This is a genomic window from Ilumatobacter nonamiensis YM16-303 (assembly GCF_000350145.1).
Classification (GTDB): Bacteria; Actinomycetota; Acidimicrobiia; order Acidimicrobiales; family Ilumatobacteraceae; genus Ilumatobacter_A; species Ilumatobacter_A nonamiensis.
Genome location: NZ_BAOL01000011.1, coordinates 25649 through 48062, shown reverse-complemented (window position 1 = coordinate 48062; position 22414 = coordinate 25649). Strand labels below are relative to the sequence as shown.

Annotated in this window: 20 protein-coding genes; 12 read left to right on the top strand and 8 right to left on the bottom strand. The window is 64.2% G+C overall.

Features of this window, described 5'->3' with window-relative positions; genetic code table 11:
• On the bottom strand, positions 1 to 603 hold a 603-nt coding region (locus ON45_RS01890; protein ID WP_040491444.1), incomplete at its 3' end, for an arsenate reductase/protein-tyrosine-phosphatase family protein.
• Positions 604 to 683: 80 nt separating this feature from the next.
• Between ON45_RS01890 and ON45_RS01885 the strand changes: the two genes are divergently transcribed.
• Both ON45_RS01885 and ON45_RS01880 read left to right on the top strand, forming a co-directional pair.
• Positions 684 to 1823 (top strand): aminotransferase class I/II-fold pyridoxal phosphate-dependent enzyme, encoded by a 1140-nt coding sequence (locus tag ON45_RS01885; RefSeq protein WP_040491441.1) that lies wholly within the window; start codon positions 684 to 686, stop codon positions 1821 to 1823.
• A gap of 1 nt (position 1824) precedes the next feature.
• Positions 1825 to 2508, top strand: a complete 684-nt coding sequence (locus ON45_RS01880; RefSeq protein ID WP_148288483.1) for a hypothetical protein — start codon at positions 1825 to 1827, stop codon at positions 2506 to 2508.
• A 42-nt stretch (positions 2509 to 2550) separates the two neighbouring features.
• Here the strand turns inward: ON45_RS01880 and ON45_RS01875 are convergent, their stop codons facing one another.
• Positions 2551 to 3486 carry an NAD-dependent epimerase/dehydratase family protein gene (locus tag ON45_RS01875; protein ID WP_040491437.1) on the bottom strand — a complete coding sequence of 312 codons (936 nt, stop codon included), beginning with the start codon at positions 3484 to 3486 and terminating at the stop codon, positions 2551 to 2553.
• 321 nt (positions 3487 to 3807) lie between these two features.
• Here ON45_RS01875 and ON45_RS01870 point away from each other — a divergent pair, with 321 nt between their 5' ends.
• Positions 3808 to 4998 carry a nucleotidyltransferase family protein gene (locus tag ON45_RS01870; protein WP_083914079.1) on the top strand — a complete coding sequence of 397 codons (1191 nt, stop codon included), beginning with the start codon at positions 3808 to 3810 and terminating at the stop codon, positions 4996 to 4998.
• Between the two features lie 66 nt (positions 4999 to 5064).
• On the top strand, positions 5065 to 6861 hold the full coding sequence (locus ON45_RS01865) for an ABC transporter ATP-binding protein (RefSeq protein ID WP_040491432.1): 1797 nt from the start codon (positions 5065 to 5067) through the stop codon (positions 6859 to 6861).
• 120 nt (positions 6862 to 6981) lie between these two features.
• On the opposite strand, the gene ON45_RS22500 is transcribed toward ON45_RS01865, so the two are convergent.
• Both ON45_RS22500 and ON45_RS01860 read right to left on the bottom strand, forming a co-directional pair.
• Positions 6982 to 7098: a lasso RiPP family leader peptide-containing protein gene (locus tag ON45_RS22500; RefSeq protein ID WP_158412135.1), complete on the bottom strand. Its 117-nt coding sequence runs from the start codon at positions 7096 to 7098 to the stop codon at positions 6982 to 6984.
• A 97-nt stretch (positions 7099 to 7195) separates the two neighbouring features.
• On the bottom strand, positions 7196 to 8374 hold the full coding sequence (locus ON45_RS01860; protein ID WP_040491430.1) for an asparagine synthase-related protein: 1179 nt from the start codon (positions 8372 to 8374) through the stop codon (positions 7196 to 7198).
• A 63-nt stretch (positions 8375 to 8437) separates the two neighbouring features.
• Between ON45_RS01860 and ON45_RS01855 the strand changes: the two genes are divergently transcribed.
• The 3 genes from ON45_RS01855 (at position 8438) to ON45_RS01845 (ending at position 10130) form a co-directional block, all read left to right on the top strand.
• Positions 8438 to 8695, top strand: coding sequence for a PqqD family protein (locus ON45_RS01855; RefSeq protein WP_040491428.1), 258 nt, complete (start codon positions 8438 to 8440; stop codon positions 8693 to 8695).
• A 113-nt stretch (positions 8696 to 8808) separates the two neighbouring features.
• Complete coding sequence (locus ON45_RS01850; RefSeq protein ID WP_040491426.1) at positions 8809 to 9195, top strand: lasso peptide biosynthesis B2 protein; 387 nt, start codon at positions 8809 to 8811, stop codon at positions 9193 to 9195.
• 392 nt (positions 9196 to 9587) lie between these two features.
• Positions 9588 to 10130: a hypothetical protein gene (locus ON45_RS01845; protein WP_148288481.1), complete on the top strand. Its 543-nt coding sequence runs from the start codon at positions 9588 to 9590 to the stop codon at positions 10128 to 10130.
• Positions 10131 to 10274: 144 nt separating this feature from the next.
• On the opposite strand, the gene ON45_RS20870 is transcribed toward ON45_RS01845, so the two are convergent.
• Entirely contained in the window at positions 10275 to 11216 is a 942-nt protein-coding gene (locus ON45_RS20870) for a glycosyltransferase family 2 protein (RefSeq protein WP_051062272.1), read from the bottom strand.
• A gap of 93 nt (positions 11217 to 11309) precedes the next feature.
• Here ON45_RS20870 and ON45_RS20865 point away from each other — a divergent pair, with 93 nt between their 5' ends.
• Positions 11310 to 13436 (top strand): GNAT family N-acetyltransferase, encoded by a 2127-nt coding sequence (locus ON45_RS20865; RefSeq protein ID WP_148288480.1) that lies wholly within the window; start codon positions 11310 to 11312, stop codon positions 13434 to 13436.
• Positions 13437 to 14859: 1423 nt separating this feature from the next.
• Here the strand turns inward: ON45_RS20865 and ON45_RS01825 are convergent.
• Both ON45_RS01825 and ON45_RS01820 read right to left on the bottom strand, forming a co-directional pair.
• On the bottom strand, positions 14860 to 16521 hold the full coding sequence (locus tag ON45_RS01825) for a hypothetical protein (RefSeq protein WP_040491423.1): 1662 nt from the start codon (positions 16519 to 16521) through the stop codon (positions 14860 to 14862).
• A gap of 117 nt (positions 16522 to 16638) precedes the next feature.
• Positions 16639 to 17673, bottom strand: a complete 1035-nt coding sequence (locus tag ON45_RS01820; protein ID WP_040491421.1) for an NAD-dependent epimerase/dehydratase family protein — start codon at positions 17671 to 17673, stop codon at positions 16639 to 16641.
• Positions 17674 to 17813: 140 nt separating this feature from the next.
• On the opposite strand from ON45_RS01820, the gene rfbF reads away from it, so the two are divergent.
• Positions 17814 to 18584: a glucose-1-phosphate cytidylyltransferase gene (gene rfbF / locus ON45_RS01815; RefSeq protein WP_040491419.1), complete on the top strand. Its 771-nt coding sequence runs from the start codon at positions 17814 to 17816 to the stop codon at positions 18582 to 18584.
• Positions 18581 to 19816, top strand: coding sequence for a class I SAM-dependent methyltransferase (locus ON45_RS01810; protein WP_051062278.1), 1236 nt, complete (start codon positions 18581 to 18583; stop codon positions 19814 to 19816). The genes rfbF and ON45_RS01810 overlap by 4 nt, the downstream gene beginning before the upstream one ends.
• 20 nt (positions 19817 to 19836) lie before the next feature.
• Here ON45_RS01810 and rfbC read toward each other — a convergent pair whose 3' ends face one another.
• On the bottom strand, positions 19837 to 20388 hold the full coding sequence (gene rfbC / locus ON45_RS01805; RefSeq protein WP_040491418.1) for a dTDP-4-dehydrorhamnose 3,5-epimerase: 552 nt from the start codon (positions 20386 to 20388) through the stop codon (positions 19837 to 19839).
• Positions 20389 to 20462: 74 nt separating this feature from the next.
• Between rfbC and ON45_RS01800 the strand changes: the two genes are divergently transcribed.
• Positions 20463 to 21716 carry a DUF4910 domain-containing protein gene (locus ON45_RS01800; protein WP_040491416.1) on the top strand — a complete coding sequence of 418 codons (1254 nt, stop codon included), beginning with the start codon at positions 20463 to 20465 and terminating at the stop codon, positions 21714 to 21716.
• On the top strand, positions 21713 to 22411 hold the full coding sequence (locus tag ON45_RS01795; RefSeq protein WP_040491413.1) for an SDR family oxidoreductase: 699 nt from the start codon (positions 21713 to 21715) through the stop codon (positions 22409 to 22411). Before ON45_RS01800 ends, ON45_RS01795 begins: the two co-directional genes overlap by 4 nt.
• The last annotated feature ends 3 nt before the right edge of the window (positions 22412 to 22414 follow it).

Below are 22414 nucleotides of genomic sequence, written 5' to 3'. Positions count from 1 at the left end.
GCCATCCTGTGTCTGACACCCGATGGCGCGGTCGGTGCCGACGAGATCGAGCGTTGCGAGCTTCGCGGCGACGCGCCCGGTCAGATCGTCGATCCGCTCCACGCTGGCCTCCCATTGCGCGGGGCCTTCGCCGGTTGGATCGTGGAGTTCGCCGATTCGGGCATCCAGGTAGTCGAGGGCCGTGGGGCGTCCGACGTTGATGCGCTCCAGAAGGCCGGGCAACGTCAGGCCCTGGGGTGACTCGTCCGTGTTGGCGACGAACTCGGGGAGCGTGAACGCTCGCTCGAAGGTGTCGTGCCAGATGCCGGCGATTTCGGCCACGTGGAGAACCTCGGCGGTGAGGATGAGGTCGGTATCTTCGACGTCGTCGCGGTTGATCCGGTGCCCGACGTGCCACCGGACGTCGTAGCCGCGCAAGGCCATCTGACGAATTGCGCCGTCGGTGGCGGGGTTTGCGTCACGGTGAAGTCCCGCTGACGTCACCGAGGCGTTGATCCCCACCGCTTCGAGATGTCCCCCGAGGAGCGCGGCCATCATCACCGACCGAGTCCGGTTGTGGGTGCACACGCACAGGATCTGGATGTCGTGTGCGGGACCCGCCATGGGCGCACAGTCTTCCCCACCTGCGCTCGGCGTACAAACGCGTGTCCCGCATGTGTTCGCCGAGCTGTCAGAATGTCCGGGTGGCCGACGGATCCGACTGGAAACTCCTCCTCTCACCTCCCGAGGTCGGCCCCGACGAGCGTGAGCTGCTCATCGCCGCGTTCGACTCCAACTGGGTTGCCCCGGCAGGGCCGGACATCGACGCGTTCGAGGAGGAGCTCGCCGTGTTGACCGGAGCTCCCGCGGTCGCCGCGTTGTCGAGCGGCACGGCTGCGCTGGAGCTGGCGTTGATGGCCGTCGGTGTCGAGGCGGGCGACGACGTGCTCATGGGCACGCTGACGTTCGCGGCCAGCGCGTTTGCCGCGTCGCATCTCGGCGCACGTCCGTGTTTCGTCGACTGCGAACCCGACACGTGGCACATGGATCCGAACCTGCTCGCCGAGGAACTCGAGCGCCGTGCGGGCGCGGGGTCGCTTCCTGCAGCGGTGGTGTCCGTCGACCTCTACGGCTCCGTCGCGGACGGCGCCCGATACGCCGCGATCTGCGCCGACTACGACGTGCCGATGGTGTGCGACGCCGCCGAAGCGATCGGTGCCTTCCGGAACGGGATCCACGCGGGGCGTCACGGTCGTGTCGGGATCCTGTCGTTCAACGGCAACAAGATGGTCACGACGGGCGGTGGGGGAGCGATCTTCAGCGACGACGTCGAGATCGTGTCTCGTGCGCGCTATCTGAGCACGCAGGCACGTCAGCCCGTGCCGTGGTACGAGCACGAGGACATCGGGTTCAACTATCGGATGGGCAACCTCAACGCTGCGGTCGGGCGTGGCCAGTTGCGAACGTTGCCCGACCGGATCGCGGCGCGGCGCAGTGTTCGGGCCCGGTACGAAAGCGGGCTGTCAGTGGTCGACGGAACGACCTTCCAGGCGATTCCCGCGGACGTCGCACCGAACCATTGGCTGACGACGGTCGCGTTCGCTCCCGAGAGTGGACTCGTGCCGACGCCGGTCCTGGAACGTTTGCGTGACGCCGGTGTGGAGGCGCGTCACGCGTTCAAGCCGATGCACCTCCAGCCCGTGTATGCCGACCACCCGGTCGTCGGCGGAACGGTCGCTGAAGATCTGTTCGATCGCAGCCTGAGCCTTCCTTCGGGATCGCGGCTCACCGATGACGACGTGGATCGTGTCTGCGACGTCATCACGTCGGGCGGGGCGGCCTGAGATGGCCACTGAATTCGAGCGGTGGCGGTCCATGGACTTCATTGGGCCGAGCGGTGCGGTCGGCGCAGCGATCGCTGGAGGAATCGTCGCTCTCTTTCAACAATTCGGTGATTTCAGCGGCGGCGCAAACCGGTGGTTCGTCGTGTCAGCGATCGTGACCGGCGCGTTGGTGGGCGCGGCCATGCCTGCGTTCCGACGGTTGGTGCCGGTCGCCGGGGTGGGCGGCGGAGCGATCGCTCTCGCGTTGGCCGGTACGTATCTTTGCGTGCCAGAGACCAGCCAATTCCCGAACATGCTGTTTCTGCCGATTGGGGTGCTGCTACTCGAACTGGCGGTGCGTCAGCCGCTGCATCTGTCGTGGTATGCCGCCGCTGCGATCCCGATCTTCCTGGCCGGGATGTATGGCATGTCGGGTCGATTCAGCGCCATGGCGGGAATGCTGTTCGCCTGGTGGGGTTTCGTCAATCTGCCGCTTGTGAGTCTCATCCGCCCGATCGAGCCCGGCTCTCGGACCTCGCTGCTCGTCGCTGGCGTCGGCGCGTTCGCCGCACTCGTCGGGGTGCGCACGGGAGGAATCGCCAAGTCCACCGGCGAGTCGCTAGTCGAACTGGCGCTCGTGGCGTTGGCGTCGTTGGTGTGCTCGATCATCATCGTGACCATCACGAAAGCGGCGGGCGGTCGTTGATCGAGAGTCTTGCTCCGGCAGCCGTATCTACATCAGATCGCGTCACGCGTGCGTCGTACGCATCCAGTCGACGGTGGTCGTAAGACCATCGATGAATGACACCGCTTCGACGTTCGGAAGGAGTTCGAGCAGCCGCGAGTTGTCGGCCTGGCTGTGGCGCACGTCGCCCGCGCGAGGTTCGATGTGATTCCGTTCGACCGGATGCCCGAGCACTCCCTCGAGCTCTTCGAGCGCGTCGAGGAGGGTGATGCGTGACCCGAAGGCGAGGTTGACCGGCGCGTCGCTGACGGTGCGGTCGAGGATTGCTTGCGTGATCGCTGCGGTCACGGTGCCCACATAGGTGAAGTCGCGGCTCTGCATGCCGTCGCCGTGCACTGTGACCGGTTCGCTGCGCAGCGCTGAGTCGACGAACGCTGGAATCACCGCGGCGTAGACATGGCCGGCGGGCTGCTTGGGCCCGAACACGTTGAAGAAGCGGAAGGGCAGGACTGGTAGCCCGTAGCTGGCACCCCATGCCAAGGCGTATGCCTCGGTGGCAAGCTTGCTGCCGCCGTAGGGGGAGAGCGGACGCGTGGCGAGGTCCTCGTGCTTCGGCAGCGTCGGATTCGCCCCGTAGACGCTGGAACTTCCCGCAACGATCGTGTGGAGGTTGCCGTGGCGGCGCGCGGCCTCGAGAACCATGACGGTGCCGGTGGCGTTGACGGCATGGGAGGCGATCGGATTCGCCACGCTGCGCGGCACGGACCCGAGCGCGGCGAGGTGGACGACGGCGTCGGCACCGTCGAACGTCCGATCGAGCGCATCGTGATCGAGAATGGTTCCTTCGACGAACTCGACGTTCAGCCCGTCGAGGTTCTCGATCTGGCTGTTGGACAGGTCGTCGATGATCGCAATGGACTGAACGCCGTCTGTCGCGAGCAGGTGCTCACAGAGGTTCGAACCGATGAATCCGGCACCGCCGGTGACCGCCACACGCATAAGTGAGCAGGTTAGGGCAGCGTCTGAGGCTTCGCTCGGTCGTGGTCATACGGCAAGTGCGCATTGAGTGGACAAACAGGTGTCGTCTGAGCTTCTGCCAGTTTGTTGGAGGACTCCTCCAATTGGATGCCTTCCGCGCGATGGCGGCGTGCGGCGGTGCCAGCGGTTCGGTGATCATCGGATGATGGTCCGCTGCACTGCGGGCACCCCTCCGAGTCCCCCGACCCGCAAGTGCTGGTCATTCCGTTGCGGCGTGTCTGCCATGATCACGGGGTGTTGCTCATCTTCAAATCGATCGTCACCGGCTGAGAGGATCGTTTCATGCGACGACGCCGATCATCCACAGCGCTCGCGACCGACTCGATGACGCCTGGCGATGCCCTGCGTTTCTTCGACCCTGAGTTGGCGCTCCACGAACGCGGGGTGGACCTCGTCCGCGTCCTCCTCGATATGGAGTACGAGTGCGCACCCGTCGTCGTCGCTCCCGACGCTGAGGATGTGTTGTTCGCTCGTCTCAACTATCACCGCCTCGTGCCGCAGCTCCGCGCCGCTGTCGAGTCCGGACGGATTGTCGCGGAGACGGATCGTCTCCAGCGCAATCTGGAGAGCGCCTCTATGCGCCAGGTCGTGCACGGCCTCCAGCTCGAATCGATGCTCGTCGACGTAGGGGCGCGCTTCAACGACGCCGGCGTCGAGTTCCGTGTGCTGAAGGGGACGGCGACCGGCCATCTCGATCACGTCCAACCTGGGCTCCGCCAATCCGCCGACGTCGATCTCCTGGTCCGAGGCGACAGCGGTTTCCGTCAAGCCAGTCAAATTCTCGCTGATTCGGGTTTCGTCGGAGCAGATCTCGATATCCGGTTGATGGATAAAGGTGAGACTTGGCGGCTTAACGACCACTACTCGATCGATCTCCACCGACGACTCCACACGGTTGGCCGGCCGATCCCAGAGGACTATTGGGACAAGTGGGAGAGCTTCACGATCGGCGGTCACGAGTTCCGCGCGTTCGATCGCGGCGGACGGATGGCGCATGCGGCGAGTCACTTGGCTATCTCGTATCCCAATCATCGAATCATGTCATCGCTGCTTGACCTCCTGCTCATCGCTCGAGCGGCCGACAATTTGGAACGACGTACGGCCACCGAGCTCTTGCAGGCGACAAATGTCGCGGACGTGGTGCGACGTATCACGGAGCGCGCTGCGGTGTTGTGCGGCGCCGACCGGGTCGTGGTCGGCGTGCGGGGTAGGCATCCGCTGGACTTCGCGTTGCGGCGGGCATATGACCGCCCGGATCTCGACAAGTTCGACCTGAAGCTTGCCAAGACGCTCGGCATGCCTCCGCGCGACCGGCTACGGGTGCTCCGGAACTGGGCATCACCATCGGATGAGTTTCTCGCCCGGGGTGGCTACTCTTCTCGGTGGGACCGGTTGTGGCGAGTCACCCGCCGACGGTGGGGCGGCGAGAGCGCTACCCACAACGAGGCGGGCAACTCGTCGGAAGAGCAATGATCACGAAACCCGGGTACGGCCTCTCCTGAGGCCCGAGAGCACCGAACGGCGTAGCCTTTGGCGGACATGGCAGCGGACAACACGACCAACTCGATCGGCACGGTGAGGCTGGCGTTCACGTTGGTCTGGGCAGCAGGACGGGGAACGCTCCTACTCATCCTCGCGGCGACCGTGATCACCTCACTCGCCGTAGCAGGCCAACTCCTCGTCGGCCGTTCGCTCCTCGACCTTCTCGCAGGTACGACGGGAGTAGCGACGGGTGAACTCGTTCCGTACCTGATCCTCCTCGGCGGTTTGCTGATGGCCAGTGCGCTGAGCCAAGCGGCAACGACGGAACTGCGCATCCCGCTCGGTGAGAAGGTACAGCGGCGGACCATGGACGATGTTCTTGATGTTGCGACGGAAGTCGAACTCGAGTTCTACGAAGGCTCCGACTTTCACGATCGGCTCGAGCGGGCCCGCGCCGCGGCCGGAGGCCAGTCGTCGGCGGTGGTCTTCGGCCTCGTCACCATGATGTCGACGTTGGTTGTTGCGGTCGGAGTGATCGGGGTGCTCTTCACGGTGGCACCAGTTCTCGTCCCGATCGCAGTCATCAGCTACTTCCCCATCGCGTTCGTCAATGTCAGGAACAACCGGGCGCAGTACCAGATGGAGCGGGATCTCACCGAGTTGCAGCGAGAGCGCGTGTACCTCGAGGTGGTTCTCACGTCGCGGGAGATGGCAAAGGAAGTCCGTGCGTATGACATCGCCGGTACATTCCGCCGGTGGCACTCCGACCTGTGGGACATTCGACTCGGTCGTCTGCGTGATCTTGTACGAAAGCGGTTGGTGCTAACGACGTTTGGTGCCGTCGTGAATACGGCGGCGATGATCGCAACTCTCTCGTTCGCATTGATCTTGGCTGGGCGAAACGTCATCTCGATCGGTGACGCCGCGGTCGCGATCGTCGGGCTCCAGCAGCTCAGCAGCCGTCTCCGCTCGACGGGGACGGCCTTCACGAACGTTCACCAGGGAATCACATTCCTCCGAGACTTCGAGAGCTTTCGAGCGGAACTCCCGAACATCCGAAAGCGTCGACCGACGGCGATCCCTCCGACTCCACCGACGACGCTCACCGTTGAGGGCCTTGGATATCGGTACCCAGGCGCTCAAGAGGATGCCGTTCGTTCGGTGAGCTTCGAACTCCGGCGCGGTCAGGTGATGGCGATCGTGGGGGCAAACGGGTCAGGCAAGACAACATTGTCCAAGGTGATCGGAAATCTCCTCCCGCCTACTCGGGGAAAAGTCTGCTGGGACGGAGTTGACATCGCGGTCTGTGACCCGGCGTTGGTACGCGCCCAAATGGCTCCGGTTTTCCAGGACTTCGCAAAGTTCATGCTGACGATCCGAAGTTCGATTGCGCTCGGGGATATCAATCGAATCGACGACGAGGAAGGAATCGAGCGGGCCGCGATCGAGGCGGGCGTCGACGACCTCATCCGCTCGAATTCTGCGGGAATCGACACGCGTCTCGGCAAGGTCTTCGCCGGAGGGACCGACGCGTCGATCGGCCAATGGCAGCGTCTCGCGATCGCTCGGGCGCTCTTCCGTGACGCTCCGATCGTGATTCTTGACGAACCTTCGGCATCACTGGACCCGCAAGCCGAGGCGGATCTGTTCGATCTCCTCCACGAACTCTGTTTCGATCGGATCGTACTGTTCGTCTCACATCGCTTCGCGACAGTCCGGTCGGCCGATGCGGTCGTCGTCATGGACCACGGTGACGTGGTCGAGATGGGGAGTCACGTCGACCTGATGAGGTCGGGTGGTCTGTATCACGATCTCTTCAACCTCCAAGCAGACCGATACGGACTCAGGAGCTGAGACGGGATTCTCGAGCGGCTCGCTCGTGAGTAACCACCCTGGGCGAAAACGCAGACAAGGCATCTGGCCCGCATGTGCGCAGACCAGATGCCTTGTGAATTGCAGAACCTTCAGTGAAGTTCAGCTACCCCAGCTGAAGATCCACACGTTGTCTGCGTTGCCTTCGAGGCCCTCGCCCTGGGTCACGTCTGCGACCGAACCGAGCTCGATGATTTCCGGTGTCTCATACTTTTCCACGTTGTGGCTCCTTTGTTGTCCGCCCGACGACTTCAGGCAAATCGCCCCGCCGGGTCCTCACTGAGGGTAGTGGTTCATCCCCCACCGTGGCAAGGGTTTATTCTTTGACCCCGTTCGCCGGCTGAGATCCAAGCCACGCGGACTGTGCGAGAGCCGCCACCGCTGCGTTGGGTCGTTCGGACAAGAGTTCGTTTCGGAGTCCGTCGACGTCCACAAGGGAGCGATCGACTCCCGAACCGTCCCAATTCTCAGCGAACGCTCTGCTGTGCTGACCCATGATGGCCCGATTGAAGATTGCTTTGCTTCGGCGGCTGACCACTTCGTCGGGAAGGAGGTCGGGAGCAATCATCCGGAGAACGTCGCTGCGCTGGCCGGGGCCCAGAATCCCTCCCAATCGGGCCATCGATTCCACGAAGTCCGGGTGCAGGATCGGGCTCGCAAGGTGCACATCGAAACGATCGGCGAAATACGCGCGATTGGCTGAGCCGATCACGACGGAACGCCTGCGCCGTGCCTGTCGAACGCTCCGCGCAAACGACAGCGGACGCAGCTTTTCGGCATCTACCAGCGCCTGCTTCCGCGCCGCCGCTGCAGCAGGAGTGAGCCAGGGCGTTGGCTTCATCCCGGCAACTTGTCGCGGTGCTCGTATCCGATTGGGTAGGAGGCGTTCCGCGACACTCGGCAGCTTGCGCACCCGTCCATGCAGCGATCCGCGTCGCAGGCGCTCCAACGAGCCGATGCGGTGTGCTTCCGAGCCAAGAATGTCGTCTCCGCCCTCACCGTCCAAGATCAGGCCGCCCCGGGCAACCTCCAGCATCGGTACATCGCCCACAATAGTCGCCGGAAACAGTACCCCGAACTCGAGCAACCGCTGAGTAGCGAGAGGACCCACGATATCGAGCTCGTCGGCGAGCTCCAGTCGCTCCCAATCCGGGAGCCGGAGGTGTTTGAGGAATGCCGTCTGCCACTTCTCCTCGTTCGATTCGGTCACGTGTGGAAAGACCTTGGTGACCGGTGTCGGCAGGTCAAGTCCCTCTCGCCGCGCGATCGCCGTTGCGATCGCGAGAATCAGCGATGAATCGCGCCCTCCCGAGAAGGCCACGACATACGGCGGTCGGGACGACACCATGAGTTCGAACACGACTCGCTCGAGCGTGGCCCGTGGGTCAATGCCACCCGACTCATTCCGCTCGGATTCCTCGAGACCGAGCAGAACTCCGACTACAGTGTCGAACTCAGTCATGACGTACGGGTTCTCGGGCGCACGAACGAACATGCGTGGAGCCTAGGATGGTCGCGAAGCGGCCCCGTCAACGGTCACTGAAAAGAGTGGGTGGGTATGCAACTCAGGAAAGATGAGCTGACGTGGCACGCAGCGGGAGATGAGGTGGTCATCCTCGATCTCGATGGCTCCGTGTATCTCAAGCTGAACGGAAGCGGTCGAGCGCTCTGGGAGCTGCTCAGCCAGGGCGCGACCGAGACGGAGCTCGTGACTGCTCTCACGGACCGGTACGCGATCGCTCCAGAACTCGCGGCGACGGATGTGGGTCGATTCCTCGACAGTCTTCGGCAACGCAACCTCATCGAGGATGAGTGACTGCAAATCGTCGGCACCCGCCGCACAATGGCCTGACCGATTTGGCGCGCAAGGCACGCCGAGCCGTGGGGCAACCCCCACGCGACCTACTCACGACGGTCCATGTCTTTGGCATGATCGTGGTCGTTGAGGTGCTCATCCGTACGATGAAACTTCGGCGCTTGGCAGCGCTCCTCGGTGTTCACCTCGACCTGTCACCTGTCGATTCGACCGCATGTCCGCTGCCGCTCGACGATCTCCCTGCGACGACCAAACGGCAGATGCTCTGCACGCGCCGGGTCACCGACGCCTGGCCGTTCAGCAGGGGTCCGTGCTTGCGTCGTTCCCTCATCGCGGGGCATCTGCTGCGGCATTTCCATCCCGCACTCCGGCTCGGCGTGATCGGTGGGGAGACGCAGCAGTTCACCGCTCATGCCTGGCTCGAGATCGACGGACGGCCGCTCGAAGACATCACTTCGTACAGAACCTTCGGCCCGCCTCCGGTCGGCGCAGAACGATGACTACACCCTCCCGTTTCCACTATTTTCAATGCGGCCTGCACGTTCGTTCGGAGGTGGAGCTCGCCCTTCCCACGATTGCCGCCGGACGGACAGATGTCGACATCTGTCTTGGTTCGGATATGAGCAGCACCCAGGATCTTCCCCCTGGAGATGAACTTGTCAGGCTCGATGATCCGTCCGGCGCGCGCTGGTATACCGGTACCCGTACCGACGGGGGTTACATCCTTCGATTCCGGAACTGCGGCCAGTGTGAGATCTCTGGCGATCTGGCCCAGATCGTTGTCCGTCCTGACCGCTCCGGGCGCCATGAACTGCTCCCCGTGTTGTTGGCCGGAACCGTCAGCTCGTTTGTGCTCGCTCTCCGTGGCCTGACAGTCCTCCATGCGAGCGCCGTGTCAATTGGCGACACGGCGATCGCGTTCGTCGGCCAGTCGGGCCGTGGAAAGTCCACGATCGCAGCATTGATGTGTGCAAGCGGTGCCGAACTCGTGACGGACGACGTTCTCGTGGTCGAGTCCGGCAATCCCGTGATGTGCACCGGGGGTGCTCCCGAGCTGCGATTGCGTACGAAAGCGTTTGGGCTCGCCGATGCCATGAGCGGTGCGTCCAGTCGGCGAACTGCCGACGACCGACTCGCGGTAGCGCCGCGGACGGCGCCGCTGAGGAGTTTTCGACTCGGCGCGATCGTCATTCCATCGCCTGACCATGACTCGACGACGATCTCGGTTTCCACCATCGCTCCGGCGGACGCGGTCTTCGCCATGCTCCGCTTTCCGCGGGTGTACGGGTGGCGTGATCCACAGGTCCTCGGACGTGATTTCGAGACGCTCGGATCGATCGTGAATGGGGTCGCCGTCCACAACGTGACCGTGCCATGGGGTCCGCCGTTCAGTTCCGAGATCGCACCGGCAATTGCCGGGCTCATCGGCACCTGACGAGCTCGAGGATCATCGGCGCCGACCTGCTCCGGACTCGCCGCGCATCGCCGACGCCAGACGGGCTCAAATCGCTGCTCATCGGCGGACGATACGAGGTGGCAGGATTGACCGCTCCGTGCGAGCCACGCGCTGAAGCGCGGTTCAGTTGTCGGTGATCTCAATCGCGAGATTCCGGCTGTTCCAGAGCCGGTTTCTCACGTAGGGAATCTCGAAGCAGACGATGCGGGCCAGATTGCTTGTGGAGGGATACCGACGGAAGTTGCGATAGAACCATCGCCGGCTGTCCGCGAGTTGCCCACTCCGAGCGAAGTTGACCGCTGCGCCGACGAGGAAGCGCTCACGACGGGCGTGAAGAATCCCATCGGTCACGTATTTGTCATGGAGATGTAGGTAGGCGTTGGCCCGGTCGAGGTCCCGAGAACGCTGTTGTGTGCGATTCTTCGCCCTGTGCACGATGAGGTTGCACCTCGGAGTCGCTGCAATCTTCAGGCTCGCACGCTGACAGGAGTCGAGCGCTCGCAGAACCATCTCCCAGTTCTCGCTTTGTCTGAGTTGGGCGTCGTATCCTCCGATAATGTCGAACACCCGTTTACTCACGGCGAAGGTGCCCGACAGCGAGTTGTAGGGCGACGCGGAGAGCTCGTCCCGCCACCTCGGCGGACAGTCGCGGCCGGCGATTCGAAATCCGCAGCTCACGAAGCCGACTCGTTCACCGGTGAGGTCAACCTGCCGATGGAAGTCGGCGAGCCAACTCGCGGTCACTTCGTCGTCACTGTCGAGAAACGTCAGCATGGATCCTGTTGCGGTCGACGCTCCTGTGTTGCGAGCGGCCGCGACGCCAGCGTTCGATTGAGCGACGTACCGGATCCGGCGGTCGCTCAGGAGCGGTCTGACGACCGCAGCCGTGTCGTCGGTGGAACCGTCGTCGACGATGACTAACTCCCAGTTCTCGAAATCCTGTGAGAGAACGCTCTCGATCGCGCGACCAATCGTGGCAGCACGGTTGAAGGTCGGGACGATGACCGAGTACGAGACCGACTGCGGCGCCGGATCACCGGTCGTCGACGACGTGTCATAGCTCACTCGTAGCACCCTACTGAGCTCGCATGGAGCGCATCGCTGGTGGCGCCGTCGACGAGACCCGCGCGTCGCTTGGGAACCGCTACGGTCCATGCCGTGGCAACGCGGGTTCTGTGGGTGGTGAAGGGGCTCGGCCCGGGTGGAGCGGAGACCCTCCTCGAGGCTGCCGCCCGTGCGCACGACAGCGATTTCGAGATCGAGTGCGCGTTCGTGTTGCCGTGGAAGGATCACCTCGTCGGCCGTTTGGAGGAGGCAGGTGTGCGAACTCGTTGTGTCAGTAAGCGGCGTTCCGACCCGCAGTGGCCGCTCAATCTGGCCCGCCTGGTGCGCAACGGAAACTACGACGTCGTCCACGTTCACTCTCCACTTCCAGGCAGCGTTGCTCGTCTGGCAGTGAGATCCATGCCAGCGGAAATCCGGCCGGGACTCGTGAGCACGGAGCACAACCGGTGGGAGACCCATCGGTCGCCGACGAGGACGGCGAATCGCCTGACCAGTCGCCTCGACGACGCGGCATTCGCCGTCACCGACGAGGTTCGTGAGTCGATGAAGGGGCCCGATGCCGATCTGGCGGTCACGCTCCGGCATGGCATCGACGTCGACGCTGTCGCCGCTGAAACGGTGCATCGCGCCGAGGTTCGTGACGAGCTCGGCATCGGCGCTGACGAATTCGTGGTGGGGACGGTCGCCAACTTCCGCCCGCAGAAGGACTACCCGAACCTCCTCGCCGCGGCGCGCCTGCTGGCTGAGTGGGAGGTTCCCGTTCGTATCGTGGCGGTCGGACAGGGACCGCAGGAAGCGGAGGTGCGGGCGATCCACGAACGGTACGGGCTCGGAGATCGGGTGATCCTCACCGGGTTCCGGCCCGATGCCACACGGGTGATGGGCGCCTGTGACGCCTTCATGTTGGCCTCGCAGTGGGAAGGGCTGCCGGTCGCGGTCATGGAGGCTGTCGCCCTCGGATTGCCGCTGGTTGCCACCGAGGTCGGGGGACTGGCCGAGGAGTTCAGCGACGGTGTGGATGCGCTGCTCGTCCCACCGCGCGATTCGACCGCGTTGGCCGACGCGATCGGGAAGCTGGTGACCGATTCCGATCTTCGCGAGCGTCTGGCTCTGGCGTCTCGGCGCCGTTCCGCTGACTTCTCGATCGACCGCACGGTCGCGGAGCTCGAGGCGGCCTATCGTCGGATCGCCCGCCACGGAGCGGCCGACTCGGACGGCGACCAGCACGAGCCGCCGACAGCGACGGCGAGTCACGCTCCGAGGCGACGAGGTCCAGAACTCGACATTCGCACGGCCACGCCTGATGATCGCGGTGAGATCATCGCTCTGCTCCAGCGCTCGCTCGGCAGCGACGGCGACCCGCGCTATCCCGCGTTGTTCGCGTGGAAGCACGACGAGAATCGATTCGGTCCGTCGCCCATGTGGGTGGCAGTGGACGGCGAGCGGATCGTCGCCATCCGGGCCCTGATGCGCTGGGAGTTCGTGCGCGGTGGCACGGTGCTCCGAGCCGTTCGGGCGGTGGACACCGCGACGGACCCGGACTACCAGGGTCGAGGATTGTTCCGCGCGTTGACCATGCACGGCCTCGAAGCGGTTCGTGCCGAGGGCGTCGATTTCGTGTTCAACACTCCGAACGATCAGAGCCGACCGGGATACCTCAAGATGGGGTGGCGTGAGGTCGGTCGGTTGCCGGCCGCGGTGCGTTTCGTCGGACCAGGCGGAGCGATCGCCGCCCTGCGGTCACGGGTGCCGGCCGACCGATGGTCGCTCCCGCTCGGAATCGGTGAGTCACCGCTCGACTGGCTCGACCGCCGCGGCCCCGACGGTCGGTCGCCCGAGCCGGTCGACGTGCGCGAGTTTCGCACCAACGTCGACGATCGGTATCTGGCATGGAGGTTCGGAACCGAACTGCTCGGCTATCGCGTCGTCGACGATGGCGACGCCGCCGTCATCGTCCGTGCCCGCCGACGCGGCTCGGCGACCGAACTCGCGGTCGTCTCGACGTTCGGACCGGCCCGGGCGACCGACCGGCTCGCGGGCCGAGCGGCCAAGGAGGCCGGCGCCGACTATGCGATCCGCCTCGGTCAGCCCCAGATGTCCTCGGGCTTCAACTTCCTCCCGGGCGGGGGACCGGTACTCACGTGGCGGGCGGTCACCGACCGCGGCATGCCGCCCCTGTCGAACTGGGCCGTGTCGCTCGGCGACATCGAGCTGTTCTGATCGTCGGATTCGTTCGAGCCCGCGAAGATCGCCTCGTCAGCGCGAGCAGCCCACACATCACCCGAGCGGTGACGCTCGGGGAGGACAGGCTGGCGTCGCAAGGACCGGATCGGCGGGACGCACAGGATGAGGAGCATGAACGGGAACACCAGCGATCGTTGTCGCGCGAGCACTGCGTAATTGGCAAAGCTGGTGTATGCGAGGCCACCGAGAAAAAGGGTGGTCATCGCAAATGCGACGTACGGATATTGCAGGATCAGTTTGGGCACGTTGAGCAGTCGACGCCAGGAGTACGCGCACATCAACAAGAAGATCGCCATCTCGCCACCGGCCATCAGTTGCGCGGCGCCGCGCACTTCGAACGGGAGTGGACGCGTGAGCGTGCGAACCGATGCGTAGGGCCACATCGTGGGGTTGCTGATCGACGGTGGTTCGAACGCCGAGCCGGCCTGCTCCGTGCGACGTCCTGTTTCCTCGATGATGTCGGTGATTCCGGCGGTCTGTCCATCCTCCAAGAGATGGTCAGACGGTTGCAGGTATCTCACGGCGATCTGTGCCACGACGATGAGTCCGATCGCGGCGACGACGATGATCGGCACCATCACCAAACGGTCGACCTTTCTCGGCGGCCCTCCGTCCGCGTTCGGCCGGCCGCGTGCAAAGGCGACGAGCAGAGCGGGGAAGATTCCCGCCAGCCACATCCCGACGAAGTGTGGCCTGATCATGGCGGCCAGGATCAGCCCCCCGATCACGACCACGGCGGGTGCGACGGCCGCGGGCTTGGTGAAGAGGAGTGCGAGGCCGTAGGTCGCGGTGCCGAGCGCGAACATCATCAGCGCCTCTTTGCCGATGGACGACGGCCAGTACATCATGCTCGGCGCGAGCACACAGAGCCAGGCGTACTTGCGTTGTGCCAGGCCGGGAACGGCGGTGCAACCAGCTTTGATGAAGAAGCATGTTCCGATGAACGACAAGAAGGAAAACGCGACGAACCCGCTCATCAGGCTGGTGCCGATGAAGAGGTAGATGAACCCGGTCGCTCCCTCGGTGAACTGCGTGCCGATCGCAGTGAGCCCGGCCGGGAACACTTCGAGCGGATTGATCGTGCCCGCCCAGACGTCGGTCGACGCCTTCACGGCATAGTCGTGGTAGCGCAATGCGTCGAATCCGCCGTAGACGTCGAAGCCGATCCAATACCTGGCTGCAGACCCGAGGAGTTTCACCACCAAGCCGACATAGATGATCGTTCTGAGAAACGCGAGTTCGCCACGGAAGACGCGCCGGACGAACAGGATCCCCAGGAGCATGTACGGGGGGATTGCCACGAGGAGCCCCCACACGTCGTACGTGGCGTTGGTCATCGACCAGCCGAGAAAAAGCACGTACGCCACCCCGGCGGCGACGATCGCCCGCTGCTGCATCGCTAGTCCGTGCTCTGCAGTTCGACCTCGGACGTGTCGTCGTGGGCAGTCTCGGGCACCGATTCGACGTCCTTCGGTGACGACTCGCCCCGCCCGCGGAAACGGTCGAACCACGCCAACGACTTGGACGTCGAGTTGACCTCGCGTGAGGTGTAGCCGGAGTACGGATTGCGCTCCTGCCTGACGCCTCCGACGACGAGGATCAGCGGTGCCGTGGCGATGTCGCGCAGGATCGCGATCGTCCGCTCGATCGAGCGGATGTTGGTATGGCCCACCCTCGCGGTGATCACGATGACGTCGGCATAGGGGATGAGGTCAAGCACTTCGGCTGTTGCGCCGACCGGAGACGTGTCGACGACGATCTCGTCGGACACCTCGGCGAGGGCCTGCAGGTGTGGGATCGTCGCACGCACGAGTTCGCCGGGAGCGGCGTCGATCGATGCGAGGTCGAGGATCTTGAGGTTGTCGCGTCTTGTCGGATGGAGCAGTGTCGTCGTGTCGATCGCTCGGAGGTCGAGATAGTCGAACGGAAGCGGCGCGGGGTCCATCCCAGTGATCGCCTGTGACATCCGCGGGCGACGGAAATCGGTGTTGATCGCGACCGTTCGCTCCCCGGTCTCGATGAACGCTGCGGCAAGGTTCGCGGACAGCGATGTCTTGCCATCGCCAGGGCCGGGCGAGACGACGAGGGTGACCCGGGCCCGGTCGACGGGAGGGAGCGTGCTCTGGACGAAGCCGACGACGTTTCGGACCGTGCGGTAGGCGTCGGAGAGAGCGTCATGGCGTCCTTCGGTCACGACGACGCCGCCCTCGGTTTTGCGCACGAGGGGGATTGCGACGCGGGCGCGCATTCCCATCATCTCCTCGATCTGATCGCGGGAACGCGCTTTACGATCGAGCAGGCTCAGCAGAAACGCGATAGCGAGCCCCAGGACTCCGCCGACGATGAACCCCATGATTCCGCGCACCGTCCGTGAGGTCGGTGTTCCGAGACCGCTGTCCTCGACGGGTACGGCTTGCGCGGACTGGAGCGTCGTGAACGAGAGCGGGGTTGTCTGCTGGCCCTCGAGCTGACGGTTCTGCTCGAACGCCACGCCGTATTCACGAGAGATTGCGTCGCGCTCGGCCTGTGCCGTCACGTTGCCTGGGTCCGCCGCCGCCTCGGCACTTGCGACGTCGAGTTCCTCTTGCAACTCGTCGAGAAGCTGGCGCGAGGCGGCGAGCTGCTCCTGGTAGAGATTCGTCTGTCTCTCCACGAGGTATGAGTTGATCGTCTGGGCGTACGTGTCGGCGAGGAGTTCTGCTTGCCCGGCGGAACTCTGTTCGGTCGACACGGTCAACGCCCCGGTGGCGAAGTCGTAGTTCACCTGGACCTGTGCCGCAATCTCCGCCGGGTTCTCGGTGAGGCCGAGTTGGTCGCCGACTCGCTCGGGCACCTCGCCGACGGTCGACAGGAGATTGATCTGGTCGGGTGAGATCCCGGAGTTCTCCGAACCCTCGGTGGAGAGCGATGTATTGGTTGCGACGAAGCTCGTTGCGGTTTCCGCAACCTCGGCAGGTTGTGGGTATGCGCCGACGATTCCTCCCAGAACAGCGAAGAGCACGACGATCCACCAGCGGCGGAGAACCCCCGAAACCGCCGATGATTGGCCCGCGTCACTCATTGCATTTCCTCGCTCTTGGCACCCTGATTGGTCATCGTCTGTGGCTCGTGTCGGCTGTGGGGAGTACTTCCGGTCATTGTTTCGCCGTCGCGGCAACGCTACCGCGACAACCGCTGCTCAATCGGCCGGGTAGGTCCAACGCAGGTCGTCGTCGATCTGTCCGGTCGACAACAGGTGCTTGACCTGCAGCACCCGGGAGTAGCGAGGGGAACGGTAGTCGACTTCGCCGAATGAGATCGCCTCAAATGTCCGGACCAGCTCCTCGACGCCCCGCCTGACGTCCCATTGGCACGAGAAGTTCGGAAGGAGAGCACGGATCTTCTCGAAGCTGGCGCGGTAGTTGCGTCGATCCGGCGACGGTTCTCCGAATGTCAGTGAGCATCCGGGGATGACGTCGGCGACGGTTTCCGCGATGGTGCGTACCTGATAGTTCTGCTCGTCGGACCCCACATTGAAGATCTGGCCGTGTACTGCGTCACGAGAAGCGGTGAGAACGCCGGCGACTGCTCCGGCGATGTCGAGAATGTGGACGAACGGACGCCAAGGGGAGCCGTCGCTCGTCATCCGAATCTCCTTGTACAGGTATCCGGTCGCCGCGAGATCGTTGACGACGAGATCGAATCGCTGACGCGGTGACGCACCGAATGCCGTTGCATTGCGGAGGAACGTCGGCGAGAAGTCATCGTCCGCGAGTGAGCCGACATCCCGTTCGACCAGGACCTTCGACTCGGCGTACGCCGTGAGGGGGGCAGGGGTGTCGAGTTCGGAGCTCGGCCTGTCGCCGGAGGCGCCGTACACGCTGCAGCTGGACATGTGAACGAAGCGCTGGACTCCCGCGGCCTTGGCCAGCGTCGCCAGACGCACCGTCGCTCGGTGGTTGATCTGGTAGGTGAGATCGCGGTTGAGTTCGCCGACGGGGTCGTTGGAGAGCTCGCCGAGGTGCACGACGGCGTCGTAGCCATGCAGATCGTCGGGTGTGATGTCGCGCGTGTCGCCCGTCGTCACGGACGGTCTTGGTTCGGGGCTGTGGTACAGCCAACCGCTGCGATGGAAACCCGTGTCGAGCCCGGTCACGTCGTGACCGGCGTCGATCAGCACCCCACCCATTCGGGTCCCGATGTACCCGTCCGCTCCTGTCATCAACACTCGCATCTCGACACTCCTGATCGTTTCGACGCGCTCGTCCGCCGACCGCGTTCCTGCAACGTAGCGTGACGGCGGTGCAACGGACCTGTCTGGTCGGGGTCCCGAGAATCCGCAGTAGCACGCGTGGGGGCACTACGATCCCGGCCATGAAGGTGGTCATTCTGGCGGGCGGTGTGGGCACTCGACTGAGCGAGGAGACCGATGTCCGGCCGAAACCGATGGTTGAGATCGGACACCGCCCGATCCTCTGGCACATCATGAAGCACTACAGCTACTACGGCTTCGACGACTTCGTGATCTGCGTCGGCTACAAGGGCGAACAGATCAAGCGCTACTTCACCGAGGCTGCATCGACGGTCAACGACTTCACTGTCGACTTCGCGACCGGGGCCATCGAACATCACCGGTCGAACGTTCCGCCGTGGCGAGTCACGGTGGTCGACACCGGGTTGGACAGCCAGACCGCCGGTCGACTCATGAAGGTACGGGACCATCTCGGGGACGAGCCCTTCATGATGACGTACGGGGACGGTGTCGCCAATGTCGACCTCCGCTCGCTCGCCGATTTCCATCGCGACCACGGGAAGCTGGCGACGGTGACCGCGGTTCATCCTCGTGCGCGCTTCGGCCAGCTTCGATTGGACGGCAACGTGGTCGAACGCTTCGATGAGAAGCCGCAAATGGACGAAGGTTGGATCAACGGCGGATACTTCGTCCTCGAACCGAAGATTTTCGAGTACATCCCCGGTGACGTCGACTGGGCGCGCGAACCGCTGGAGAAGCTGGCGTCCGACGGCCAACTCGTGGCGAACCGGCACGAGGGTTTCTGGCAGTGCATGGACATGCTGCGGGACAAGCTGCTGCTCGAGTCGCTGTGGGATTCGGGCTCGCCTCCGTGGCGCGTCTGGGAATCATGAGCGGTTCTGTCGTCTCAGCCTGCCGATCGTGTGGCTCAGACCGGTTGGTCGAGGTGCTGGATCTCGGGTCGACGCCGATCGCCAATGCGCTGCTCGACGCGGACATACCCAGTGCGACCTATCCTCTCGGGATCTCGTTCTGCAAGGAGTGTGCGCTCGTGCAGCTCGGCTACGCGCTCCCCGCCGAAGTGATCTTCGACTCCGAGTACCCGTACTACTCGTCGTTCTCCGACGCTCTGTGTACGCATGCGGCCGCTCATGTCGCATCGCTGCTCGAGGAACGTTCCCTCGATTCATCGAGCCTTGCCGTCGAGGTGGCGAGCAACGATGGATATCTCCTGCGCAACTTCGTGGAGGCCGGTGTGCCGGTGCTGGGGATCGACCCATCGCCAGGGCCAGCGAGGTCTGCTGAGGAGATCGGTGTCCCCACGCTCGTCGACTTCTTCGGTCTGAACGTCGCTCGCCGCGTCCGCAGTGAGCACGGTCCGGCCGACGTGATCGTGGCCAACAACGTGATGGCTCACGTACCGGACCTGAACGACCTCGTCAGCGGGTTTGCAGCGCTCCTCGCAGACGACGGAGTGCTCACGGTGGAGAACCCGTGGGTCCGAGACCTCGTTGAACATGTGGAGTTCGACACGATCTACCACGAACACTTCTGCTACTTCTCCTGCAGTTCGGTGGAGACACTGATGCGCCGCCACGGGCTGCACCTCAATGACGTCGAATACTTCCCACAGTTGCACGGAGGGACGCTGCGCTGGTCGATCGGTCATCGAGAAGAGCGCACCGAGCGCTGTCGCGAGTTCCTTGCAGGTGAACTCAGCGATGGTCTTACCACTCATCAGTACTACGCGGAGTTCGCCGACCGGGTCGCCGCCTGCCAGCGCCAACTGCGAACTCTGATCGCCGATCTCCGCGACCAAGGTCGGACCGTGGCCGCGTACGGCGCGGCCGCAAAAGGAGCGACGCTGCTGAACAGCACCGGTCTCGGTGCCGACGACATCGCGTTCGTCGTCGATCGCAATGTTCACAAGCAGGGCAAGTTAATGCCAGGGTGCAATCTCCCAATTCGACCGGTCGAAGCTCTACTCGACGAGAAGCCCGATGACCTGCTATTGCTGGCGTGGAACTTTGCGTCCGAGATCGTGGCGCAACAGAGCGAGTTCGCTGCCCGCGGCGGGCGCTTCTACGTACCCGTGCCTGTACCTCGCGAGATCACGCCCGAGTGATCGGATTCGATCCGAGGCGTTCAGCGTTCGAACGCCGTGGCCAGATCGACTTCGGAGATGCGCGGCGCGGCTGCGTCACGCTCGGAGACGACCGGGTCGGCGAGCGGCCAATCGAGATCGAGGTCGGGATCATTCCACGCGAACGCGAGATCGTCGCCCGGCACGTACGCACGCGAATGCAGGTAGGCGATGTCAGCAGTGTCGGAGACGACCTGGAAGCCGTGTGCGACGTGGGGCGGGAGGACGAGCTGCTGCTGGGCCCGATCGTCGAGGTCGACACGCAGGCTGCGCATGAACGTCGGCGAATCGGGTCGGAGGTCGACCACCTGGTCGACGATCCTGCCGGAGGCGCACCGTACGATCTTCCATTCGCCAGCGCCGCCGCGGACGTGCATTCCACGCAAGACGCCTCGAGTCGAGCGCGATTGGTTCTGTTGCACGTAGCGCGTTTCGATTCCGGCCCCGGCACACGTCGCCTCGTCGAAGGTCCGTGCGAACCAGCCGCGTGCGTCGTCGTGGACAACCGGTGTGATCAGGTGCACGTTGACGATCGATGTCTCGGTGACCATCATCGTCGGAGGAAAAGATCATCAAAGACCATCGTGGAGCACCAGTGAGCGATCCTAGTTCCGCTCGTTCCGAGCGAATGATTTCGCTGATCGAGGACCTGTACCCGATCTGTCGCAGCATCATGGGCCCTGGCACACGATCGACGCTCGATCGGATCGCCTCCGAGATCCCGATCACGCGCGAGGGAGTCGCGTCGGGCACGCAGGTCCTGGACTGGATCGTGCCGGACGAATGGGAGGTTCGCGACGCCTACATTGCCCGGGAGGGTTCCGATGAGAGGCTGGTCGACTTCCGCGCGAGCAACCTGCACGTCGTGAGTCACAGCGTTGCGGTCGATGCCGTCGTCGATCGCGACGAGCTCGATGAGCATCTCCATTCCCTGCCCGATCGGCCCGACGCTGTGCCCTACCGCACTTCGTACTACTCGCCGACGTGGGGATTCTGCGTCAGCCACGACCAGCGCGCGGCGCTTCCGGCCGGGGACTACCACGTCGTGATCGACTCCACGCTTGCGCCGGGACGGCTCGAGTGGGGGGAGCTGCTCATCCCCGGCGAGATCGACCGCGAGATGTTGATCACGACACACATCTGCCATCCGTCCCTCGTCAACGACAATCTGTCCGGGATCGCCGCGCTGGTGGAGGTCGGGCGTTGGCTGGCCTCGGTCAATCGCCGGTACAGCTACCGCCTCCTGTTCCTGCCGGGCACGATCGGCTCGATCAGCTGGCTGGCCCAGGCCACGTCGATCCAACGGATCGATCACGGGCTCGTCATCACCGGTCTCGGTGACCCATCGGGCTTCACCTACAAGCGCAGCCGACGCGGCCACCGCGACATCGATCGGATCGCCGCTGAGGTGCTCCGTCACGTCGAAGGCTCGCGTGTGGTCGACTTCAGCCCGTACGGCTACGACGAGCGCCAGTTCTGCTCACCGGGCTTCGATCTGCCGGTCGGGCGCCTGACCCGAGGCGTGCACGGTGAGTATCCCGAGTACCACACCTCCGCCGATGACTTCGATTTCTTCTCGGGTCACCAACTCGACACGGCGGTCGACCTGCTGGTCGACGTGGTCGACGCCGTCGAAGCCAATCGCACCTATCGCAACACTTCGCCCTACGGCGAGGTCCAACTGGGTCGACGCGGGCTCTATCGTTCGACGGGCGGTGCGATCGACTCCCAGGCGGTGGAGATGGCGTACCTCTGGGTACTGAATGCGTCGGACGGAACGACCGATCTGTGCGACATCGCCCACCAGAGCGGATTGCGCCCGGCGGTCATTTCGGAAGCCGTGCGCCGTCTCGTGGAGGCCGACCTGCTGGAGATCGCGTGACGCCGCCCGTTGCCCTGGTCACCGGCGCCAACCGGGGGATCGGGTTCGAGGTGGCTCGGCAGTTGGCCGGACTCGATCACCATGTGCTGCTGGGCTGCCGTGGCGTCGATGCCGGTACCGAGGCCGAGCGACAGCTACGCGACCGCGGCTGGAAGGCGTCCTCGATCGAACTCGACGTGGCCGACGCATCGTCGGTTCAGCACGCCGCGGCCGAGATCGATCGAGTCCACGGCCGGCTCGACATCTTGGTGAACAACGCGGGCACCAATTTCGACAACGACCGCCGTGCGATGGACGTGGACCTCGCCGAGGTGCGCTCAACGCTCGAGATCAACCTGTTCGGGGCGTGGTGCGTCGTCCAGACGATGCTCCCACTGCTCCGGCGCAGCGATCACCCCCGAGTCGTCAATGTTTCGAGTCGCGCCGGCTCATTGTCCGGCATGGAAGGCGGCGCGCCCAGCTATCGAGTCAGCAAAACGGCCCTCAATGCCCTCACGCGGATGATGTCCGACGAGCTGCGCCTCGACGGCGTGCTCGTCAACAGTGTGTGTCCTGGCCGGAGCGCGACTGCGATGGTCGGCTTCGACGGTCGGTCGCCGGACATCGGCGCTTCCGGGATCGTGTGGGCGGCCACGTTGCCCGACGACGGGCCGACGGGCGGGTTCTTTCGCGATCGCGAGCGAGTGGATTGGTAGTCG

Excerpts from the sequence above, each read along its gene's own strand:
- ON45_RS01860 (WP_040491430.1), bottom strand. The coding sequence starts at position 8,374 with ATGTTCGTTCGTGCGCCCGAGAACCCGTACGTCATGACTGAGTTCGAC.
- ON45_RS01825 (WP_040491423.1), bottom strand. The coding sequence starts at position 16,521 with ATGAGTGACGCGGGCCAATCATCGGCGGTTTCGGGGGTTCTCCGCCGC.
- ON45_RS01880 (WP_148288483.1), top strand. The coding sequence starts at position 1,825 with ATGGCCACTGAATTCGAGCGGTGGCGGTCCATGGACTTCATTGGGCCG.
- ON45_RS01865 (WP_040491432.1), top strand. The coding sequence starts at position 5,065 with ATGGCAGCGGACAACACGACCAACTCGATCGGCACGGTGAGGCTGGCG.
- ON45_RS01810 (WP_051062278.1), top strand. The coding sequence starts at position 18,581 with ATGAGCGGTTCTGTCGTCTCAGCCTGCCGATCGTGTGGCTCAGACCGG.
- ON45_RS01820 (WP_040491421.1), bottom strand. The coding sequence starts at position 17,673 with ATGCGAGTGTTGATGACAGGAGCGGACGGGTACATCGGGACCCGAATG.
- ON45_RS01800 (WP_040491416.1), top strand. The coding sequence starts at position 20,463 with ATGATTTCGCTGATCGAGGACCTGTACCCGATCTGTCGCAGCATCATG.
- rfbC (WP_040491418.1), bottom strand. The coding sequence starts at position 20,388 with ATGATGGTCACCGAGACATCGATCGTCAACGTGCACCTGATCACACCG.
- ON45_RS01855 (WP_040491428.1), top strand. The coding sequence starts at position 8,438 with ATGCAACTCAGGAAAGATGAGCTGACGTGGCACGCAGCGGGAGATGAG.
- ON45_RS01850 (WP_040491426.1), top strand. The coding sequence starts at position 8,809 with ATGATCGTGGTCGTTGAGGTGCTCATCCGTACGATGAAACTTCGGCGC.
- rfbF (WP_040491419.1), top strand. The coding sequence starts at position 17,814 with ATGAAGGTGGTCATTCTGGCGGGCGGTGTGGGCACTCGACTGAGCGAG.
- ON45_RS01875 (WP_040491437.1), bottom strand. The coding sequence starts at position 3,486 with ATGCGTGTGGCGGTCACCGGCGGTGCCGGATTCATCGGTTCGAACCTC.
- ON45_RS01870 (WP_083914079.1), top strand. The coding sequence starts at position 3,808 with ATGCGACGACGCCGATCATCCACAGCGCTCGCGACCGACTCGATGACG.